This is a genomic window from Pseudoduganella flava (assembly GCF_007830495.1).
GTDB classification, from domain to species: domain Bacteria; phylum Pseudomonadota; class Gammaproteobacteria; order Burkholderiales; family Burkholderiaceae_D; genus Rugamonas; species Rugamonas flava.
The window spans coordinates 171,565-191,301 of the sequence record NZ_VLKW01000009.1; the positions used below are offsets into that span (position 1 = coordinate 171,565).

Consider the following 19,737-nt stretch of genomic DNA (forward strand, 5'->3'; position numbering starts at 1 on the left):
ATGAGCAGGCTCGACCTGACCGGCATACACGTTTTCTGCGAGATAGTGGAATCCGGGAGCTTTACGGCCGCCGGCAACCGCCTTGGTATGGCACCGCCCATGGTCAGCAAGCATCTGGCACGGCTGGAGCAAAGCCTGTCCGCGCGTTTGTTGAATCGAACCAGCCGCAGCATGAGTCTTACGGAAGCCGGCAGGTTGTTTCATGAACAGGCAAGGCAAGCGTTGGATGCGCTCGACGCAGGTGTCGCCTCGTTGAGCCAGTCAACGGGACACCCGCGAGGCGAGCTCAAGGTGAGTGCGCCCGTGTGGATTGCCACGCCCCGATTTGCCAATTTGCTTGCCGAATATCGCCGCGCCTGTCCCGATGTGCGCCTGGACTTTTACCTGGAAAACCGGATGGTCGACGTGGTATCGGAAGGCTTTGATCTGGCGCTACGAATGAAAAACGATGCGTCGCAAAACTTGATTTCGCGATCACTGTGCAGCGTCTCGTTCTACTGTGTGGCGACCCCTGCGTACCTGAGCCAATTCGGCAAGCCAGGAAGCGGTTCACGATTGCCCGAGATGATCATGCCGAATCATCTGCAGTTCGGGCGTCCCAAGATGCCCGCGGCCGACATGTACGTCTCCCCAGGGCAGCCGGTTGCAATGAAATCCAGCGACACAACGTTAAGCTATCACGCGGTCATGGCAGGCATGGGAGCGGCGTTCCTTCCGGACTGGATCGTGGCCGACGACCTTGCGGCCGGCCGCCTGGTGCACCTCGATGAGGCCAAGCAAAACTATACGGGCCAGTTGTTTGCCGTGTATCCCAGCCGGCGCCATCTGCCGGCCAAGCTGCGTAGTTTCATCGACTTCCTGGTGGAGCGACTGGATAACGCGCGCGATGGGGATGGCTGATTGGGGAGCGCGCATTCTCGGCGCGCAGCGACAGCGGCGTGATCTGCCTGCTGTCGGCCCGCCCAACCCTTCGCCGGCCTGACGGTCACGATCTCGTCGCTGGCCCGTCGACGGCGGTCGAGATCCCTTGATGGCCCGTGATGCCCGGCCCCGTCCCGGCCTTGCCCTCGACAGGACCGAGGATCATTGCCCGGATAGCCTCGACCTTTGGCTTGTTCCGCGCTTGGAATCCTACCGTCCGGATGCCTCCCTGTTCGAGCCGCGCATCCCGCAATGCATCCTCTGCGCGGGTACGCGTCTTGTCGTCCAGTTCGACAACGGCAACGACTTCGCAGCGCTTCGTGCAAACCACGTAATCGACCCGTTGCTGGGCGACCCGCAGCCTGTCGCCATGTGCCGTTTTGCTGTTGCTGCTGGTCGGTTCAACCAGGGCGGACATTGCGACTGCGGGAAAATGTAATGATCGGGAAGGGCTGCGACTAGCCTGCCGAAGAACTCCTCCTCGTTGTCGGTCATGAATTTGCGTCGACGGTAGGCGCCGGTCCGATCGCGGCCTTTCGCACCCTTCCATTGCACGATAATGAAAGCTGCCGTCAGGGAAACGAAGATCGGAAACAGGATAAAGGAACAGCCAGGAGAATTTCATCGCTGCGGACTCACTATCGATCGGTTAAAGAGCGGGAACTGCGAGGCGGTTGCGGCTGTGGACATCGCTGGGCGGGCCGGAAACTCGAGGCCTGACGGTCATGCGTGATACCTGGGATAACCCTGCATTATTGATGTGGCTTCAGGGGGCGGCTACGGTAGCCTTGAAAATCTGTCAGCAGCTAGCGCCTCCAATGCTTCTCCCCGTCCTGAGATCGAAGCCGAAGTAGCACGCATAGCCGTCCTGGCGGTCGTAAGTACAGAATACCTCTCCCTTGCGCCGCTCCCGATAGCCCTCAACGTCCGTGCACGTCACCTTCTCATCGGGATACATCGAATCGAACATATCCTTTGCCACCTGCCCTGTGACCTTGAGGGACACCTTCCTGTCGTTTCCAGTGGGCTGTTGCGCTTCACCCAGAGTTCCTCCGTAGATGAGATATTCACCCTTTAACAGGCGAAACGTACTGTCCCAGCTCTTCTTTGACTCCGCTTGGGCGTACGTCGTGAAAGCGAGTGCGATGGCGACCACCGCGGCTGACTTATTCATGATTTTGGCACCCAAAGTTTGACGTGGAAGTGGTCGTCGTGGTTCGAAGCGCGCCTTACGTGCGGGATCGCCAGATCGTTGAAGTAGATAAGTTCAACAGCAGAAAGCGACATGAAAAGACCAATCAATTTTTCCGTTCCATCACGGTCGTACTCCGCCATGAACCTTGTGACCGCACAGTTTGCGCCATCTTTCCGCAAGGGGCGGATGTCGACTTCGAGCCCGCTTTTATGCGTCCCATGTCCCGGATAAGGAATTCCATTCGCCAAGCTGATATTGCCGACGCCGAACTTGCGGGTATCACGTGCCTCCCACTCCCTCTCGACAAGGAAAAGGATCGACAATAGGGTGGGGTGCGCGTACTGGCCCTGGCCACCGCTTGGCGTGCCATAGACATAGTATCCGGCCTGTTCGGGAGCCTGTGGAAGTACGAAATACCCCCGTCCGTCCTTGGGTTGAATTCTCAGCACGATGCCTCCTGTAGGTGACTGGTTCGCTGCCGAGATCTAGACGATCCTGTTTGAACTGGTGTCCCAACCTCCGGTCGTCGAACCGCCAGCGCCGCCGGAGATTTTTTGCTGTGTGTAGCGCCACCTGACCTTCGAGAACTTCAGGCTGACGTTCTCGAACATGATCTTGCCAGCACCGATGTTTGGGCCCACATGTCCGATCAGGACGTTTTCCAGCTCGATCTCGTAATACTTGACCCGTTCACCCTGCGCGTCCGCGCGCATGAATTCGAATTTTGCTCGCGAAATAGTTCTGCCGGAGGCGCAGGTCTGCGCGAGGATGGGTGAGGAGAGATCGGCGAGCTTTACAAAACTGATGTCCGACAAATCGGCTCTCTCTGCGGTATGTCCGCCACCTGTCGATGACGTGGCAGATTTTGGTTGCGTAATGGACCAGCCTACCGATTCACATTCGATCCAGTCCACATGCCGTTCGTCACGTGATTCCCCTTTGATCCCATCGATATGCAGATAGACGTCGATTGCCATGATGAAGTTTCCCTTTATGGAGAAGGCGGTTAGGCACATTCATCTCGGCTGCGAGCGGGCGGTCAAGCGGCTCGTTTCGCTGTCGGCAACGTCTGCTGCGCATGAGCGCACTCTTAGCAAGCCGCCCAGGGCAGTTCGTACCTGCTCAGCATTCGGGATGAAAACCGTATTCTTCCCGTTCGTGCTGCAGATCAGCTTGTTAATCATCAACTGGCGGTGAAAGCCCACTGCGTGCAAGTGGCAGCCCGCACGCTGCCGTTACATTCGTTCGCGGGCGTGCGCCGTGTCTCGCCCGGCGCTCATGGCAGAAGCGCACCAGCGGAAGCCCTGTTGGATCATGTGGCGGCCCGGTGCGAGCCATGGGCCGCCATCACCCCCGCCGCCTGCTCAACCCGACCCCCAGCGCTACGGCAGCCGCGGCCACCCCCACCAGCAATGCGGTATTCCCGGCCCGCTCCGGCTTCCGCGTCCCGCTGCGAATGCCACTCGCCCCACTGGCCGGTTCATACATCGTCCCCGTCGTATCCTTGACCGGCTCCGCGCGCTTCGACCACCGTTCCATGAACCGGTCCATCAGCACGGCCGTCACCGGATTGGCAAACTCCGCCAACCGCATCAGCAGCGACGGCATCCCCAGCACGGTGGACGGCTTCGGCCGCCGCGCGAGCCTGACGATCGCGTCGGCGACCTTCTCGGGCGCCAGCGCGCCCGGCGGATACGACAACCGCGCCCCCGTGTAATTGCCGGCATGGTGGATGCCGGGCGTGTCGACGAACGTCGGGTACACGTCGCAGACGTGGATGTCCGGGTGGTCGTACAGCTCGCCGCGCAGCGCCGCGCTGAAGCCGCGCAGGCCGAACTTGCTGGCCGCGTAGGCCGCGGCGTAGGGCGACGTGATGAATCCGCCCAGCGAGATCATGTTGACCCAAATGCCGTGGCCCTGCGACTGGAAGATCGGCAGCACCGCGTGCGCGTCGTTCATGTGGCTGACGAGGTTCGCCTCGATCACGCGGTGGTGGTCGGCCAGCGGCACGTCCGTGTATTTGCCGACGACGCCGATGCCCACGTCGCTGAACCACAGGTCGATGCCGCCCAGCGCACGGCGGGCTTCGTTGGCGAAGTCCGCGACGGCGCTGGCGTCGGTGACGTCGACCGTGCCCACGTGCGCCACGGCGCCGGCTTCACGGCACTGGCGGGCGATGTCCTCGAGGCCTTCGCGGCCGCGCGCGCCCAGGACGAGATGTGCGCCTTGCCTGGCGAAGGCGATGGCTGTCGCGGCACCGATGCCGCTCGATGCGCCGGTGATGACGACGCGGAACGTGTTGCGCTTCATGCTGTTTACCTTTCTTCCACTCGACAGGCCATGAGGCTAGCATGGCTTGAAATGCGCCCGTGCCCGTTTGCCGCGGGGACACTCTGTGGCATCCCGGACCACCATCCGCCACACGACTGCGCCATCGCGTGACACTTGCAAAACAATGGTGACTTCGAGCGCAGTCCGAACGTGCCGGGGCCCACTTGTTCCATGCCCGGCACATCTGTGTCACACAACCTGAACACCCATGCAGCCCCGGCCAGCAATAAGCGCTGGCACAGCAATTGCACCCAGCCTCCCTCCAGCGACAACCACTCGTGTGAGGTGCAGCTTGCCCCGTCCAACATCCCTGACCACGCTGCGGTGGCCCGCCGCGCTGCTGCTGGCGCCGGCCGCCCCGGCTGTCCACTGTGCGCCGATGGACTTCCCGCTCGGTCCCTTGCCCATCGTGGAAATCGTCGGCATCGCGCCGCAGTCCGCCGCAGCCATCGAGCGCGACCGCCTGCCGTATGCGGTCCAGCGTGCGACCGACAAGGACATCACGCAGGCCCGCGCCGACAACCTGGCCGATTACCTGTCGCGCCACGTGGCCGGCATCAACGTCAACGACATTTCCGGCAGCCCGTTCCAGACGGACCTGACGTACCGCGGCTACCGCGCGTCGCCCGTGCTGGGATCGGGGCAGGGCCTGTCCGTCTACCTGGACGGTGTGCGTGTCAACGAGCCGTTCGGCGACGTGATCAACTGGGACATGGTGCCGGAGGCGGCGATCGGCGCCGTGCTGCTGGTGCCCGGCTCGAATCCCCTGTACGGCCTGAACACGCTGGGCGGCGCGCTGGCGCTGACGACGAAGTCCGGCCGCAGCCATCCTGGCCTGATGGCGGAAGTCACGGTGGGCAGCGGTGCGCGCAAGCGCGTGGACATCTCGTATGGCGTCGCGGCGCAGGAATGGCATACGCTGGTGGCGGCGACCGCGTTCGACGAGGATGGCTGGCGCGATCATTCTGACGGCCACCTGGGCAACGTGTTCGTCAAGGTGGGCCGCGTCAGCGGGGGCACGGACTGGAATGTGTCGCTGCTGGGCGGCCGCAGCCGGCTGCTCGGCAATGGCCTGCTGCCTTCCGGCTCCGCCGACGCGCCGGGGCTGTATGAGCTGGACCGGCGGGCCGTCTACACGTACCCGGACCGCACCCGCAACCAGCTGGGACAGGTCACGTTCAACCTGCGCCAGCAACTGGGCGAGGGTGCGGAGCTGACGGCGACAGCGTACGTGCGGCACAGCCGGCGCGACACCGTCAACGGCGACGTGAACGACGATGCGTTCGAAGCCGAAGAGGACGAGGAGGAGCAGGAGGAGGAGAAAGCCGTCCACCCGGCCATACTGAACACCACCAGCGCGCGCCAGCACGCGGAAGGCGCCAGCGTGCAGCTGAGCGCCACGCGCGGGCCGCACCAGCTGAGCGCCGGCGTCTCGCTGGACCGCAACCGCGTGCGCTACGCCCAGTTCGAGCAGGAAGGTTTTTTCAGCGACGAGCGCGGCGTGCTGCCCGATCCGGACGAGGAACGCGAGCCGTCGTCGTCGGTGACGGGCAGCGCGCGCACGGCCGGTGTCTATGTCAGCGATACGTGGACGGCGGCACCAGGCACGTTCGTTACGCTGTCGGCCCGCTACACCCATGCGCGGGTGGCGAACACGCTGACGAACGACGCGGGCGAACAGCCGCGCGAGACGTTCACGTACCGCAAGCTGAATCCTTCGCTCGGCATCGCCCACCAGGTCGATGCGGGGCTGACGCTGTTCGCCAATCTGGCGCAGAGCAACCGCGTGCCCACCGTGATCGAGCTGGGGTGCGCCGATCCCGCACAGCCGTGCCGCCTGCCGGTGGGGCTGCAGGCCGACCCGTACCTGGCGCAGGTGGTGTCGCGCACCGTGGAAGCAGGCGCGCGCTGGCAAGCGGGCATGGCGGCGCTGACGCTGTCGCTGTACCGCACGCGCAATCGCGACGACATCCTGTTCCTCAGCGCGAGCGCAAGCCAGCAAGGATATTTTGCGAACTTCGAACGCACCTTGCACCAGGGGCTCGACGTGGCCGCGCGCACGGATTGGGCAGGGCCGTGGGGCAATGTCGGCGCACGCGCCAGTTACAGCTGGCTGCAAGCGGAGTACGACGCGGACGGCGAACTCTTTACGGGTGCGCGCAACGTCCACGTCACGCGCGGCACGCGCCTGGCCGGCCTGCCGCGTCATACGTTCAAGCTGGGTGTCGACTGGGCACCGGCGGCCGGCTGGAGCGTTGGCGCCGACATGGTCGCGGTGTCGAACCTGCTCACGCAGGGCAACGAGGATGGGCTGGCGGCGGACCCGGAAGAGGGCGTCGCGCCGCGGCCGGCCGACTGGCGCATCGGCGGCCACGCGCTGCTGCACCTGCGCGCCAGCTGGCAGCCGGCGCCGCGCTGGGAGCTGTTCGTGCGGGTCAACAATGCGCTCGACCGGCGCCACGAATCGTATGGCACGGTCGCGCGCGACGTATTCCCGGGCGGCCAGCCGCTGGCGGCGGGCGAGGAGGCGCAGCCGGCCCGCTTCGTCGCGCCCGGCGCGCCGCGCACGTGGCTGGCGGGCCTGCGCTACCGCTTCTGACCGCGCCAAAAACGGGACACCGCGGGAACAGTGCCGCGGACCGTTGATCCGATCCTGCACAACGGCTGCCCCATTTGCCCATCGCAGCCATTGGCACGCAATTTGCGAAATTCGAAGCAGCGGCGGGTGCCGCATTGCGAGGAGAACCAATGAAGACAAGAGCTGCCATTGCCTGGAAAGCGGGGGCGCCGCTGACGATCGAAACGGTCGACCTGGAACCGCCGCGCGCCGGCGAAGTGCTGGTGGAGGTGAAGGCCACCGGCATCTGCCACACGGATTACTACACGCTGTCCGGTGCCGATCCGGAAGGCCTGTTCCCCGCGATCCTCGGCCATGAGGGCGCCGGCATCGTGCTCGAGACGGGGCCCGGCGTCACGTCCGTGCGCGCCGGCGACCACGTGATCCCGCTGTACACGCCCGAGTGCCGGCAATGCAAATTCTGCCTGTCCCGCAAGACCAATCTGTGCCAGTCGATCCGCACCACGCAGGGCCGCGGCCTGATGCCCGATGGGACGAGCCGCTTCTCGCTCGACGGCAAGCCGATCCTGCACTACATGGGCACGTCGACGTTCTCGAACTACATCGTCGTGCCCGAGATCGCGCTGGCGAAGATCCGCGAGGATGCGCCGTTCGACAAGGCCTGCTACATCGGCTGCGGCGTCACCACCGGCATCGGCGCCGTCGTGTTCTCGGCCAAGGTGGAGCCGGGCGCGAACGTTGCCGTGTTCGGGCTGGGCGGCATCGGCCTGAACGTGATCCAGGGCGCGAAGATGGTCGGCGCGGACAGGATCATCGGTATCGACATCAATCCGAAGCGCGTCGAGATCGCCCGCAAGTTCGGCATGACGGACTTCGTCAATCCGCAGGAGGTCGACAACGTCGTCGACCACATCGTGCAGATGACGGGCGGCGGCGCCGATTACTCGTTCGAGTGCGTCGGCAATACGCAGTTGATGCGGCAGGCGCTCGAGTGCACGCACAAGGGCTGGGGCCAGTCGTTCATCATCGGCGTCGCGGCCGCCGGCCAGGAGATTTCAACCCGGCCGTTCCAGCTCGTCACGGGGCGGCAGTGGAAGGGCTCCGCATTCGGCGGCGCGCGCGGCCGCACCGACGTGCCGAAGATCGTCGACTGGTACATGGACGGCAAGCTCAATATCGACGACCTGATCACGCATACCTTGCCGCTCGATCGCATCAACGAAGGCTTCGACCTGATGAAGCGGGGCGAGTCGATCCGCTCCGTCGTCCTCTACTGACCACCAGACCAAATATGGAGACAACCATGGCCATCCACATCCATCCCGCCATCGACGCCGGCGTGCAGCCGGCCACGCCAGGGTTCAGCGGCGGCACGCTGACGTGCCGCTGCGCCACCGATCCCGTCACCGTGCGCATCGGCGCCCAGGTCGCCCACAACCACGCCTGCGGCTGCACCAAGTGCTGGAAGCCGGAAGGCGCGCTGTTCTCGCAGGTGGCGGTCGTCGCGCGCGACAAGGTCGAAGTGCTGACGAACGGCCAGAAACTGAAGATCGTCGATCCCACCACGACGATCCAGCGCTATGCGTGCACCGGCTGCGGCGTGCACATGTACGGGCGCATCGAGAACGACAAGCACGCGTTCCACGGCCTCGATTTCGTGCATACCGAACTGTCGCGCGAGCCAGGTTGGGCGCCGCCCACATTTGCCGCGTTCGTGTCGTCGGTCATCGAGTCCGGTGTCGATCCGGCGCAGATGGATGCCATCCGCGCGCGGCTGAGCGACCTGGGGCTGCCGACTTACGATTGCCTGTCACCGCCGTTGATGGATGCGCTGGCCACGCAGGCGGCGAAGCTGGCCGGCACGCTGTACCACCCGGCGTGAGGAGGTGTTCATGAGAGCGGCATTGCTGTCGTTGCTGCTGCTGACGCTGCTGCCACCTTGCGCCGCGGCCGCCGAGCCGGCCGGCGGCTTTCCCACCGTGGCGCGGGTCGAGTACGTACTCGAATGTATGAACAACCATGGCGGCAAGCAGGAATACCTGTACAAGTGCGCCTGCGCGGTCGACCGCATCGGCGCCCGGCTGGCCTACGACGATTACGTGACGATGTCGGCGGCGCTGCGCTACCAGACGCTGGAAGGGCCGCGCGGCGCCGAGTTTCGCGACCCACAAAGCGTCAAGGACATGGCTGCCAAGTACAAGGCTGTCCAGGCCGAGGCGGCGCAGGCCTGCCTGCTGGGCCAGGGCGGCACTACCGGAGGAACCCGATGAAGATCCAAACCTGTCTCCCACTGGCCCTGCTGGCGCTGTGCGCGCTGGCACCCGCGGCGACGGCCGATGCGCCCTACAAGGTCGTGGACGGCAACAAGGTCGATACGCAAACCTTGAACGGCTGGCGCACGTGGCGCGCGCTGGCGTGCGAACGCTGCCACGGCGCGCAGCAGGAAGGCGCGGTCGGGCCGGCGCTGACGGCCAGCCTGAAGGCGCTGTCGAAGGAAGACTTCAAGAACACCGTGCTGCACGGCCGGATCGAGAAGGGCATGCCGAACTTCGACGGCAGCAAGCAGGTGGTCGAGAACATCGACAACCTGTACGCCTACCTGAAGGGGCGCTCGGATGGCGCGATCGCGCCGGGCAAGCTGCAGGAAATGGAAAAATGAACGCGGCGCCGAGAAGGGCTTTCGCCGCGGCGCTGCTGTGCACCGTGCTGGCCGTACCCGCCGGCGCCGCGGAGCCGGAAGGCACGGGCCGCCCCGTGCTGCGCGTGTGCCAGGACCCGAACAACCTGCCGTTCTCGCGGCGCGACCTGGCCGGCTTCGAGAACCGCATCGCCGCGCTGTTTGCCGAGGAGCTGGGCTGGGACATCGCCTACACGTGGTTCCCGCAGCGGATGGGCTTCGTGCGCAACACGCTGCGCGCGAAGGAGCCGGGTACGGACCGCTACAAGTGCGACCTGATCACCGGCGTCGCGACGGGTTTTGATCTCGGCATCGTCACGCAGCCTTACTACCGTTCGACCTATGCGATGGCCTATCTGCGCGGGCATGGCCTGGACGGCGTGCACTCGCTGGACGACCTGCTGGCGCTGCCGGCCGAGCAGCGCGCGCGCCTGAAGCTTGGCGTGTTCGGCGGCTCGCCGGTGGCGGACTGGCTGCTGGCGCACGACATGATGCAGCAGGTGGTGTCTTACCAGCGGCAATCGGGTGATGCGGAACAATACCCCGGCCAGATCGTCGAGAACGACCTTGCCGCCGGCAAGATCGACGTCGCGTTCGTGTGGGGCCCGATCGCCGGTTATTTCGCGGAGCGCGCGCCGGAGCACCGCATCGCCGCCGTGCCGCTGGCATCGCCGCCGGGCAGCCGCTTTGATTTTGCGATCGCGATGGCGGTGCGCTTCGGCGACAAGGAACTGAAGCAGCGGATCGACGCGCTGATTGCCCGCAACCGCGACCGCATCGCCGCGATCCTCGGCGAATACGGCGTGCCGCTGCTGGACGAAGAGGGCCACGTGATCGAGGCGGCACAGGCGCACTGACGGCGTCCGCCACGGCGCCACGACGACAATCCGACGGAGGACACGACGATGCGGCCGTTGAAGGTCTTCGCGTTCGACTATGCGTGTGCCGGCGGGCCGGCGGCGCCGCGGCTGGAAGCCAGCCAGCGCCAGGACGGCGCGCTGATGCTGCGCGCGCTGTGCGCCGACCTGCGCCTGTTGCCCGACGTCGAGCTGCTGGCGTTCCAGAACGCCTCGCCGCAGCCGGCCGGCGCGCCGTTCGGCCGCCGCTTCGCCGAGCGCGTGCTGGCCGCGGACGCCGTGTGGCCCCTGGCGCCGATCGCCGGCGGCATCCTCGAGCGGGTGTCGCGGCAGGTGCTGCGGCACGGGCGGATCCTGCTGGGCAGCGCACCGGATGCGGTGCGCGTCGCGGCCAGCAAGCAGCTGACGTGCGCCGCATTGCAGCGTGCCGGCGTGCCGACCGTCAGCACGTTCGCCCCGCAGGATCTGCTGCCCGACGGCTCCGGTGCGTGGGTCGTCAAGCCGGATGACGGCGCCGCCTGCATCGATACGCGGCTGTTTCCCGATCGCGCCGCGGCGCAAGGCTGGGCGTCCGCGCAGTCCGGCCGCAAGCTCGTGCTGCAACCGTTCGTGGCGGGACGGATCGGCAGCCTGTCGCTGTTGTGCCATGACGGTGGCGCGCGCGTGGTCGGGTGCAACGAGCAGCGCATCGCCGTGCACGACAACCAGTTCCGTTTCCTGGGCTGCACCGTCAACGGGCTGGCCGGCATGGTGCCGGACGTGCATGAGCTGGCGCAGCGTGTCGCCGCCGCGCTGCCGGGGCTGTGGGGCTATGTCGGCGTTGATTTCATCCTGGCCGCAGGCGGCGTGCTGGTGCTGGACGTGAACCCGCGGCTGACGCTGTCGTATGCGGGACTGCGCGCATCGACGGGCGTCAATCCCGCCGCCCTCGTGATGGCGCTGCTGGATGAAGGCGCACCGCCATATGGTGACGGGCGTGCGCCGTTCGTCAGCGTGGACGTGGCGGCGTTCGGGCCGCGTTAGCGCTGCCTGTTCAGCGCACCACGACACCCCACGGCAGCTTGCCGACGGCGATGTCGCGCAGCTTCTCGTTGCGCAGCGTGTCGATCACGGACACGGTGCCGGAGCGGCCGTTCGCCACGTACAGCTTCGCGCCATCCGGTGTCAGCGCCATGTTCCACGGCCGCTGGCCGACGCCGACGGTGGCCACGACCTGGTTCGTCTTCGTGTCGATGACGGAGACGCTGGCCGCGCCGCCGTTCGACACATAGACGCGGCTGCCGTCCGGATGCACGGCGATGCCGTTGGCGCGCAGCCCGGCCAGGATGCGTGCCGAGATGGCGCGGCGCGCGGTGTCGATGACGAACACCTCATTGGCATTTTCCGCCGCCACGTAGGCGCGGCTGCCGTCCGGCAGGAAGCCGATACCGCGCGGCCGCGCGCCGACGGCGATCTGCGCCACCTGCTTGCGCTGTTCGACGTCGAGAATGTCGACCGCGCCGCCGTTTTCGGCGCTGACGTACAGCCAGCGGCCGTCCGGGCTGAACACGGCGTGCTCGGGGTTCTGGCCATGCACGGCAATCGCGAACGCACGCTGGCGCGTGCTCGTGTCGGTGATGACGATCTCGTTCTTTTCCTCGACGGCGGCGGCAACCCAGCGGCCGTCCGGCGAGATCGCCACGCCCTCTGGGGACTCGCCCAGCGCCACCGTGCCTTCCGGCGCACGGCGCTCCAGGTTGACGAGCTGCAGCCGGTTGTTCGGCTGGTCGCTGACGTACAGCCAACGCGCATCGGGCGTGACGGCCAGCCCGCGCGGCTTGCTGCCGGCCGGGACTTCGGCCACCACCGTGTCGGTCGCCGTGTCGATGATCGACACGGTGCCGGAACCTTCATTGGGCACGTAGGCAAATGGCGCGGCGTGCAGCGCGGGGGCAGCACAGAACAGGACGGCGAGGAGGGCGCGGAGCAGGGGACGCGATGTCATGGTTTCCTTCGTCAGCACGGCAGCGGTTTGCCGGGGTTGCGGATGTGCAGGCGCTCCACCTTGCGGTACAGCGTGTTGCGGCTCATGCCCAGCTGGCGCGCGACCGTCGAGATGTTCCAGCTGTGGCGCTGCAGCTCGCGCAGCAGCGCATCGCGTTCGGCGCTCTCCAGAGGATTCAGTGGGTTCAGCGGGTTCAATGCGGTATCGGCGGCTGCCGGCGCTACGTCGTCGTCGGCATCGTCTTCCAGCTCGGGCACGACGATGCCGGTGCGGTATTCCGGCGGCAGGTCGTGCACCGTCAGGTGGTCCGCTTCGCGCAGCGCGATCATCGCGCGCAGCAGGTGCCGCAACTGGCGCAGGTTGCCGGGCCAGCGCTGCCGCTCCAATGCCGCCAGCAGCGTGTCGTCCAGCGTGATCACGGCGTCTTCGTCGCTTTCCTCGGCAACGATGTGGGCGACGAGCGCGCGCAGGTCGCTGCGTTCGCGCAGCGGCGGCAGCCGCAACGTGATGCCTTGCAGGCGGTAGAACAGGTCTTCGCGGAACGTGCCTTCGGCGATCTTCTGCTGCAGGTCGCAGTGGGTGGCGCTGGTGACGTGGATGTCCAGCGGCACCGGCGTGCCCCCGCCCAGCGGCACGATGGTGCGTTCTTCCAGCACGCGCAACAGGCGGGCCTGCAATGCGTACGGCATGTCGCCGATCTCGTCGAGGAACAGCGTGCCGCCGTTCGCCTGGTACAGCTTGCCGTGCTGGCCGTCCTTGCTGGCACCCGTGAACGCGCCGGCGCGGTAGCCGAACAATTCGCTCTCGATCAGCGTCTCCGGGATGGCCGCGCAGTTGATGGCCACGAACGGCTTGCCGGCGCGGCTGCCCGACTGGTGCAGCGCCTGCGCGAACACTTCCTTGCCGGTACCCGTTTCGCCCAGCAGCATGATGGCCACGTTCCGCTCCAGCACGCGGCTGGCGGTGCGCACGTTGCGGGCCATTGCCGCGTCGCCGAAATGCAGGCGCTCCAGCGGCGCCGCCGTCGGCGCGATGGCGTCGCGCAGCGGCTGGTGCGGCATCACGGCGCGCACGGGCGGCAGCATCACGCCAAAGAAGCGCGCGCCGGTGCGGATGCCGAAGATCGGCACGGCGTGGAACGCCTTCTTCACCGTGCTGTCCACGAGGCCGGGGAAGGAGCTGTTGAACAGTTCGCTGATGTCGCGCCCAACCACTTCCGCGGGCTTGGCCAACCCCAGCTGGAACAGCGCGCAGCGCGTCGCGGCCAGCACCTTGCCTGTCGGGTCCAGCGCCAGCGCGCCTTCGCTGAGCGTGCCGATGAACTCGGGCCGGTTGTGGAAGCGCAGGATGTAGTCGTGGCGGAAGCGGTCGAGGAAGACGCGGTTCTCGATCATCTGCACGGACATCGTCACGAGCGCCAGCGTGTGCTGCTGCGCGAGCCGCGATTCGCCGGAGGCATCGAGCGCGGCGACGATCTCGCCCTCGTGGTCGAAGATCGGCGCGCCCGCGCACGACAGGCCGATGTGGCGCGCCAGGTAGTGTTCGTCCTGGTGCACCGTGACGGGACGGCGCTCGACGAGGCACGTGCCCATGCCGTTGGTGCCCTGGGCGCGCTCGCTCCACACGGCGCCCGGCATCAGCCCGGAGTGCGACGCGGCGTGGGTAAAGCCGGGATCGCCGAAGTAATCGAGCAGCACGCCTTCGGCATCGGTCAGCACGATCGCATAACCGGAGCCGGCCAGCTGCTGGTACAGGTTGGCCATCTCGACCTTCGCCACCGCCTGCACGCCGGCGAGCCGGGCGCGGCGCTCGGCAAGTTCGCCGGCGGCGACGACCTCGGGCTCGTCACGCTTGCCGGGGTCGAGCTGGTAATCGTGCAGGCAACGTATCCACGAGCGGGTGATCTGGTTGCTGGTGCCGGCGGTATCGGCACCGACCCGGCTCTGGACGATCGAACGCACCCGCCTGCCGTGGTCAACAGCGCAATCGGACATTCTGTCTCCTCCGCCGCTGGCGATGGCCGCGGCTGTTTTGGCTCGCGCTTCGGCGCGTGTTGTCCAGAATACACCGACCCTCGGCGGAATGAAATGGTAGCGCTGACAAAAAGTTGGCAAACATGCGACACCGCAGCCACGAAAATGACACAGCGGCGGCACAGCGCTGCTTGCGCGCTGTGCCGAAGTTGAACATCGGGTGGACCACGCAGCCCATGCGCTCGCTGGCACGCTCCATGCAACTTGTGACGGTGCAGTGCTCGTCCATCACAGACTGGCTATACAACAAGGAGACACCCATGTTCCTGCCGCACCGTATTTCCCTTTCCCGCCTGTGGCCATGCGTTGTGCTGGCCGCCGTGCATGGCGCCGCATGCGCCGATTCCGACGTGGAGAAGCTGACCAAGGATCCGAAGAACTGGGCCATGCAGGCCGGCGACCTGGCCAACCAGCGCTACAGCGAGCTGAAACAGATCAACAGCGGCAATGCCGGCCAGCTGCAGGTGGCGTGGACGTTCTCGACGGGCGTGCTGCGCGGCCACGAGGGCGGCCCGCTCGTCATCGACGACACGCTGTACGTGCACAGCCCGTTCCCGAACAAGGTCTATGCGATCGCGCTGGAAGACCAGCGCATCAAGTGGAAGTACGAACCGAAGCAGGACCCGGCCGTGATCCCCGTGATGTGCTGCGACGTCGTCAACCGCGGCGTCGCCTACGCCAACGGCAAGATCTTCCTGCAGCAGGCCGACACGACGCTCGTCGCGCTCGATGCGAAGACGGGCAAGGAGATCTGGAAGGTCAAGACGGGCGACCCGAAGAAGGGCGAGACGACGACCAACACGCCGCACGTGTTCAAGGACAAGGTGCTGACGGGCGTCTCCGGCGGCGAGTTCGGCGTGCGCGGCCGCATCACCGCGTATGACATCAACACGGGCAAGCTGATCTGGCAGGCGCACAGCACGGGGCCGGACAAGGAGATGCTGATCGACCCCGGCAAGACGATGACGTGGACGAACGGGAAGATGGCGCCAGTGGGCAAGGATTCGTCGCTGAAGACGTGGAAAGGCGACCAGTGGAAGATCGGCGGCGGCACGACGTGGGGCTGGTACAGCTACGATCCGCAACTGAACCTGGTGTACTACGGCACCGGCAACCCGAGCACGTGGAACCCGCGCCAGCGCCCCGGCGACAACAAGTGGTCGATGGCGATCTTCGCGCGCGACCTCGACACGGGCGTGGCGAAATGGGTCTTCCAGATGACGCCGCACGACGAGTGGGACTACGACGGCGTCAACGAGATGATCCTCGCGGACGTGAACGTGAAGGGCAAGCAGCGCAAGGCCCTCGTGCACATGGACCGCAACGGCTTCGGCTACACGATGGACCGCGTCACCGGCGAGCTGCTGGTGGCCGAGAAGTTCGACCCGGCCGTCAACTGGGCCACGCACGTGGACATGAAGACGGGCCGGCCGCAGGTGGTGGCCAAGTACAGCACCGACAAGAACGGCGAGGAGGTCAATTCGAAAGGCATCTGCCCGGCCGCGCTGGGTTCAAAAGACCAGCAGCCGGCCACGTACTCGCGCAAGACGGGGCTGTTCTACGTGCCGACGAATCACGTGTGCATGGACTACGAACCGTTCAAGGTCGAGTACACGGCGGGCCAGCCCTACGTGGGCTCGACATTGGAGATGTATCCCGCGCCGGACAGCCACGGCGGGCTCGGTAATTTCATCGCGTGGGATGCGGGCACCGGCAAGATCGTCTGGTCCAAGCCGGAGAAATTCTCGGTGTGGAGCGGGGCGCTGTCGACCGCTGGCGACGTGGTGTTCTACGGCACGCTGGAAGGCTACCTGAAGGCCGTCGACCACAACGGCAAGGAGCTCTGGAAGTTCAAGACGCCTTCCGGCATCATCGGCAACATCAACACGTGGGAGTACAAGGGCAAGCAGTACATCGGCGTGCTGTCCGGGATCGGCGGCTGGGCCGGCATCGGCCTGGCGGCGGGGCTGACGAAGAGTTCCGACGGCCTGGGCGCGGCCGGCGGCTACAAGGACCTGGCGAACTACACGGAACTGGGCGGCGTGCTGACGGTGTTCACGCTGCCCGATACGGTGGCGCCATCCGGCGACCGGACCGCCGCGCAGGACAAGTAAGGGTCCGCCCGCAAACGCTCACGGCTTGTCGCGTGGGCGCTTGCGGCGCAGCAGCGGCTGATCGATGACGCGGCGGATGACGCGCACGGGCACCCCGTCGCGCGCCATCACGAGTGCCGCCTGGTAGCGGCTGATGTTGGGCAGCAGCTCGACGGTGGCATCGACGGCTTCGGCCACCGGTTCATTGGGACGGGTGCGGCGTTCGTTGGACATGATGACCTCCACGGGCGACAGCTTACCCGGGTTTGGCCCCGCCGTGTGGGCCGCAACGGCTTTATGCGACCATCAGCGCGTTGATGGCGCCATATCCCAGCGAGCGGGCGGCGACGGCGCCGCTGCCGAGGAAGGCCACGATCGCTTCATGGGCCGCCGCGTAAGCCGCTTCGCCCGTCGCCGAACCGGCGCTGAGGCGCCGCACGCCCAGTTCACGCAGCCGCGCCGGCGCGGGCAGCTGCGGCAGCGCCATCACGTTGAGCGGCATGCCGATCGCGCCGGCCAGCGCGCCGATGTCCGCTTCGTCGGAGACGCCCGGCACGAACAGGCCACTGGCGCCGGCATCCCGGTACAGCGCGGCGCGGCGGATGGTCTCCGACACGCGTTCGCCGGCCGGGGCGAGGCCGCGCAAGTACACGTCGGTACGCGCGTTGATGTACAGCCGCGTGCCCGCCGCGGCGGCCCGCACCGCTGCGATCTTCCGGCACAGCAGTTCGACGGGCCCGCCGCCATCCTCGATATTGATGCCGACGACGCCCACGCCGATCAGCTCGCGCACCAGCGCTGCCACCTGGGCCGGGTCGTCGCTGTAGCCGTCCTCAATGTCCACCGTCAGCGGCAGGTCGCTGACGCGGCCGATGCCGCGTGCCGTCGCCAGCAGCAGTTCGACGGGCAGGTGGCTGCCATCCGCATGGCCGTGCGACCACGCCACCGCTGCGCTGCTGGTGGCCAGCGCTTGCGCGCCGGCGGCCTGGGCCAGTCGCGCGCTGCCGCCGTCCCAGCAATTCGCCAACAGTAGCAGGCCATCTTCGTGCAAGGCTTGGAACAGGTCGTCCTTTTTCATGAGGTCTCCTCGTTGTGGTTGAGTGAATCGAGATGGCGCGCCGCATAGGCCAGCCAGGGCTGCCAGCCGGCACTGCGCTCGGCGAGCGCCGGGTGGTTGAAAGCCGAGTGGTCGAACGTCACGTCGGCGACGGCATCGAACAACGTCGGGTCGGCCGCCGCGGCCTCGGCCAGTGTGCGCAGGGCGCCGTGTTGTGCAGCCGTGACAGGCAGGGTCGCCAGGTGCGCCGCCGCGACGGCGGCTGCCGTCGGGAACAGCCGCTCCAGCCCCGGCAGGCAAAGCGTGGCGGGCAGCGGGTCGGCGCACAGGTCCAGCAGCGCCGCGACGCCGGCTGCCGGCAGCAGCGCCAGCACGGCCGCTTCGAAGCCGTCCCAGCTGCCCAGTGGGCGCAAGCCGGGCCGCCGCGCGACCAGCGGTGCGAGCAGCGGATCGGTGGACAGGTGGGCGTTGATCGTGGCGATGTCGGCCGCCGTGTCGAACACGCGGGTGACGCGTTCCAGCGCTTCCGGCATCGCGCGTACGTCGGCCAGGCGCAGCCCGACGGTGAGACCGTGGCGGTGCGGATCATGCGCGACGCGCAGCGTGCCGGGCACGGCGCCGATCCGCAGCGTGCGGGCGTACTGGCCCTGGCCGGTCACTGCGACACCGGGCAGCGGCACGCACGCGGACAGCATCGCCGACCAGTCGTACGGCGGCTGGTAGCGCAGGCGCAGCACCAGTTCCTCGCCGCTGGCCGCGTTGCCGGCGCCGTGGCGCAGTGCACTGGGCGCGCGCCGGTACATCGCCTTGAACGTCTCGTTGAAGCGGCGCACGCTGCCGAAGCCGGCGGCCATCGCCACGTCCGTCATCGGCAGGCGCGTTTCGTGGATCAGCTGCTTGGCAAGGAGGATGCGGCGTGTCTGCAGCACCGTGACGGGAGCGGCGCCCAGGTGTTGCTGGAACAGCCGGCGCAGCTGGCGCGCGCTGACTTGCAGCCGCGCGGCGACGGCTTCGACGGCGCGCTCGTCATGCCCCGTCTCGGCGAACAGCGCCAGCGCGCGGGCCACCGTGTCGGAGCTGCCGCGCCAGGCGCCGCCACCGGGCGCGGACTCGGGCCGGCAGCGCAGGCATGGCCGGAAGCCTTCCTGCTGCGCGGCGGCCGCCGAGGCGAAGAAGCGGCAGTTCTCGATGCGCGCCGTACGTGCCGGGCAGATCGGGCGGCAGTAGATCCCCGTCGACGTGACGCCGACAAACAGGCGCCCGTCGAAGCGGGTGTCGCGCGTCTGCAGGGCGCGGTAGCAACTGATGCGGTCGTTCAAGTCCATGCCGCCATGATGGCATGGCACGGGCGCCTAGCGCTGGCGGAAAACGGCCAGGGTCATTTTTTCCGTCGTCGCGCCGCCCAGGCGAGCGGCAGGCCGGTCAGCAGCAGGGCCCACGTGGCAGGCTCCGGCGCGGAGGAGATCATGAAGGAAGTCTGGTCGGTCCAGCGGTACGACGACTCCTCGTAGTGGTCGGGCCGGAAGTGGTACTCGTATTCGCCGTCGCCGGAAATGAAGTAATGGCCGCCGCCGACCCAGCCTTCCGGGTCCGTGCCCCACTGGCCGGCCTTGAACGAGAGCGCGCCGCCGGTACCGAACGTGAACTGCTCGAGCCCGCACTTCCAGTACTCGTTGCTCTGGCTTTCACACGCGACGTAGTCATAGTCGTTCAGCAGGAAGGAAGTGATTTCCGAGCGGGCGACGATGCCGTCGCCGTCGCCATCGATGCCGGTGAACGCGCCGGTCAGTTGCCGGTCAGCGATGAACGTCCCGGAGGTCGAATCGTGGAAACCTTGGTACGTGAAGTGCCAGGTCTCGGCGACTGCCGGGAGTGCGCAGGCCACCAGGGCCCCGCAAACTATAGTCTTGAGCATGTGTGCCTCGCGTCAGGGAGAGAGGGGGAACTACAGGCTAACAGTACTGTCGAGGCCAAACGGCCCTCCCCACATGCTGGCTTGTTCGGTATCAAA

At 66.8% G+C, this 19,737-nt stretch carries 21 protein-coding genes; 10 read left to right on the plus strand and 11 right to left on the minus strand.

The genetic code is table 11. The features are described 5' to 3' along the window. Nucleotides 1-900, plus strand: coding sequence for a LysR family transcriptional regulator (locus IP92_RS21680; RefSeq protein ID WP_145879040.1), 900 nt, complete (start codon nucleotides 1-3; stop codon nucleotides 898-900). A gap of 85 nt (nucleotides 901-985) precedes the next feature. Here the strand turns inward: IP92_RS21680 and IP92_RS29995 are convergent, their stop codons facing one another. The 4 genes from IP92_RS29995 to IP92_RS21700 all read right to left on the minus strand — a co-directional run bounded on the left by IP92_RS29995 (nucleotide 986) and on the right by IP92_RS21700 (nucleotide 3,093). Next, a complete protein-coding gene (locus IP92_RS29995; RefSeq protein WP_145879041.1) occupies nucleotides 986-1,546 on the minus strand; it encodes a DUF2726 domain-containing protein in 561 nt (186 codons plus the stop codon). Between the two features lie 174 nt (nucleotides 1,547-1,720). Continuing rightward, nucleotides 1,721-2,095, minus strand: coding sequence for a hypothetical protein (locus tag IP92_RS21690; protein WP_145879043.1), 375 nt, complete (start codon nucleotides 2,093-2,095; stop codon nucleotides 1,721-1,723). Continuing rightward, complete coding sequence (locus tag IP92_RS21695; protein WP_158206824.1) at nucleotides 2,092-2,565, minus strand: penicillin-insensitive murein endopeptidase; 474 nt, start codon at nucleotides 2,563-2,565, stop codon at nucleotides 2,092-2,094. The genes IP92_RS21690 and IP92_RS21695 overlap by 4 nt, the downstream gene beginning before the upstream one ends. A gap of 36 nt (nucleotides 2,566-2,601) precedes the next feature. After that, nucleotides 2,602-3,093, minus strand: coding sequence for an Hcp family type VI secretion system effector (locus tag IP92_RS21700; protein WP_145879047.1), 492 nt, complete (start codon nucleotides 3,091-3,093; stop codon nucleotides 2,602-2,604). Here IP92_RS21700 and IP92_RS21705 point away from each other — a divergent pair. After that, the gene (locus IP92_RS21705) at nucleotides 3,092-3,313 is read left to right on the plus strand and encodes a hypothetical protein (protein ID WP_145879049.1); all 222 of its coding nucleotides are present in this window, start codon (nucleotides 3,092-3,094) and stop codon (nucleotides 3,311-3,313) included. The genes IP92_RS21700 and IP92_RS21705 overlap by 2 nt on opposite strands. A 150-nt stretch (nucleotides 3,314-3,463) precedes the next feature. On the opposite strand, the gene IP92_RS21710 is transcribed toward IP92_RS21705, so the two are convergent. Then, nucleotides 3,464-4,426, minus strand: a complete 963-nt coding sequence (locus tag IP92_RS21710; protein ID WP_145879051.1) for an SDR family oxidoreductase — start codon at nucleotides 4,424-4,426, stop codon at nucleotides 3,464-3,466. A 313-nt stretch (nucleotides 4,427-4,739) separates the two neighbouring features. Between IP92_RS21710 and IP92_RS21715 the strand changes: the two genes are divergently transcribed. From IP92_RS21715 to IP92_RS21745, 7 genes are all read left to right on the plus strand, one after another. Beyond that, entirely contained in the window at nucleotides 4,740-7,046 is a 2,307-nt protein-coding gene (locus tag IP92_RS21715) for a TonB-dependent receptor (protein WP_158206825.1), read from the plus strand. A gap of 149 nt (nucleotides 7,047-7,195) precedes the next feature. After that, a complete protein-coding gene (locus IP92_RS21720; RefSeq protein ID WP_145879054.1) occupies nucleotides 7,196-8,302 on the plus strand; it encodes an S-(hydroxymethyl)glutathione dehydrogenase/class III alcohol dehydrogenase in 1,107 nt (368 codons plus the stop codon). Nucleotides 8,303-8,328: 26 nt separating this feature from the next. After that, entirely contained in the window at nucleotides 8,329-8,907 is a 579-nt protein-coding gene (gene gfa, locus IP92_RS21725) for an S-(hydroxymethyl)glutathione synthase (RefSeq protein ID WP_145879056.1), read from the plus strand. A 10-nt stretch (nucleotides 8,908-8,917) separates the two neighbouring features. Continuing rightward, the gene (locus IP92_RS21730) at nucleotides 8,918-9,295 is read left to right on the plus strand and encodes a hypothetical protein (protein ID WP_229418907.1); all 378 of its coding nucleotides are present in this window, start codon (nucleotides 8,918-8,920) and stop codon (nucleotides 9,293-9,295) included. Beyond that, nucleotides 9,292-9,684 carry a c-type cytochrome gene (locus tag IP92_RS21735; protein ID WP_145879058.1) on the plus strand — a complete coding sequence of 131 codons (393 nt, stop codon included), beginning with the start codon at nucleotides 9,292-9,294 and terminating at the stop codon, nucleotides 9,682-9,684. The genes IP92_RS21730 and IP92_RS21735 overlap by 4 nt, the downstream gene beginning before the upstream one ends. Next, on the plus strand, nucleotides 9,681-10,559 hold the full coding sequence (locus IP92_RS21740; RefSeq protein ID WP_145879061.1) for a quinoprotein dehydrogenase-associated putative ABC transporter substrate-binding protein: 879 nt from the start codon (nucleotides 9,681-9,683) through the stop codon (nucleotides 10,557-10,559). The genes IP92_RS21735 and IP92_RS21740 overlap by 4 nt, the downstream gene beginning before the upstream one ends. A gap of 48 nt (nucleotides 10,560-10,607) precedes the next feature. Further along, the gene (locus tag IP92_RS21745; RefSeq protein WP_145879063.1) at nucleotides 10,608-11,582 is read left to right on the plus strand and encodes an ATP-grasp domain-containing protein; all 975 of its coding nucleotides are present in this window, start codon (nucleotides 10,608-10,610) and stop codon (nucleotides 11,580-11,582) included. Between the two features lie 10 nt (nucleotides 11,583-11,592). Here IP92_RS21745 and IP92_RS21750 read toward each other — a convergent pair whose 3' ends face one another. Both IP92_RS21750 and IP92_RS21755 read right to left on the minus strand, forming a co-directional pair. Further along, on the minus strand, nucleotides 11,593-12,543 hold the full coding sequence (locus IP92_RS21750) for a beta-propeller fold lactonase family protein (protein ID WP_145879065.1): 951 nt from the start codon (nucleotides 12,541-12,543) through the stop codon (nucleotides 11,593-11,595). Between the two features lie 11 nt (nucleotides 12,544-12,554). Beyond that, nucleotides 12,555-14,537, minus strand: coding sequence for a sigma-54-dependent Fis family transcriptional regulator (locus IP92_RS21755; protein WP_145879067.1), 1,983 nt, complete (start codon nucleotides 14,535-14,537; stop codon nucleotides 12,555-12,557). 299 nt (nucleotides 14,538-14,836) lie between these two features. Between IP92_RS21755 and IP92_RS21760 the strand changes: the two genes are divergently transcribed. Further along, nucleotides 14,837-16,690 carry a methanol/ethanol family PQQ-dependent dehydrogenase gene (locus tag IP92_RS21760; RefSeq protein ID WP_145879069.1) on the plus strand — a complete coding sequence of 618 codons (1,854 nt, stop codon included), beginning with the start codon at nucleotides 14,837-14,839 and terminating at the stop codon, nucleotides 16,688-16,690. 18 nt (nucleotides 16,691-16,708) lie between these two features. Here the strand turns inward: IP92_RS21760 and IP92_RS21765 are convergent, their stop codons facing one another. From IP92_RS21765 to IP92_RS21780, 4 genes are all read right to left on the minus strand, one after another. Beyond that, entirely contained in the window at nucleotides 16,709-16,903 is a 195-nt protein-coding gene (locus tag IP92_RS21765) for a hypothetical protein (RefSeq protein ID WP_145879071.1), read from the minus strand. 61 nt (nucleotides 16,904-16,964) lie between these two features. Next, on the minus strand, nucleotides 16,965-17,747 hold the full coding sequence (locus tag IP92_RS21770; protein ID WP_145879073.1) for an isocitrate lyase/PEP mutase family protein: 783 nt from the start codon (nucleotides 17,745-17,747) through the stop codon (nucleotides 16,965-16,967). Next, nucleotides 17,744-19,051: a bifunctional transcriptional activator/DNA repair enzyme AdaA gene (locus IP92_RS21775; RefSeq protein ID WP_145879075.1), complete on the minus strand. Its 1,308-nt coding sequence runs from the start codon at nucleotides 19,049-19,051 to the stop codon at nucleotides 17,744-17,746. Before IP92_RS21775 ends, IP92_RS21770 begins: the two co-directional genes overlap by 4 nt. 53 nt (nucleotides 19,052-19,104) lie before the next feature. Next, a complete protein-coding gene (locus IP92_RS21780) occupies nucleotides 19,105-19,641 on the minus strand; it encodes a PEP-CTERM sorting domain-containing protein (RefSeq protein WP_145879077.1) in 537 nt (178 codons plus the stop codon). Nucleotides 19,642-19,737: the final 96 nt, after the last annotated feature.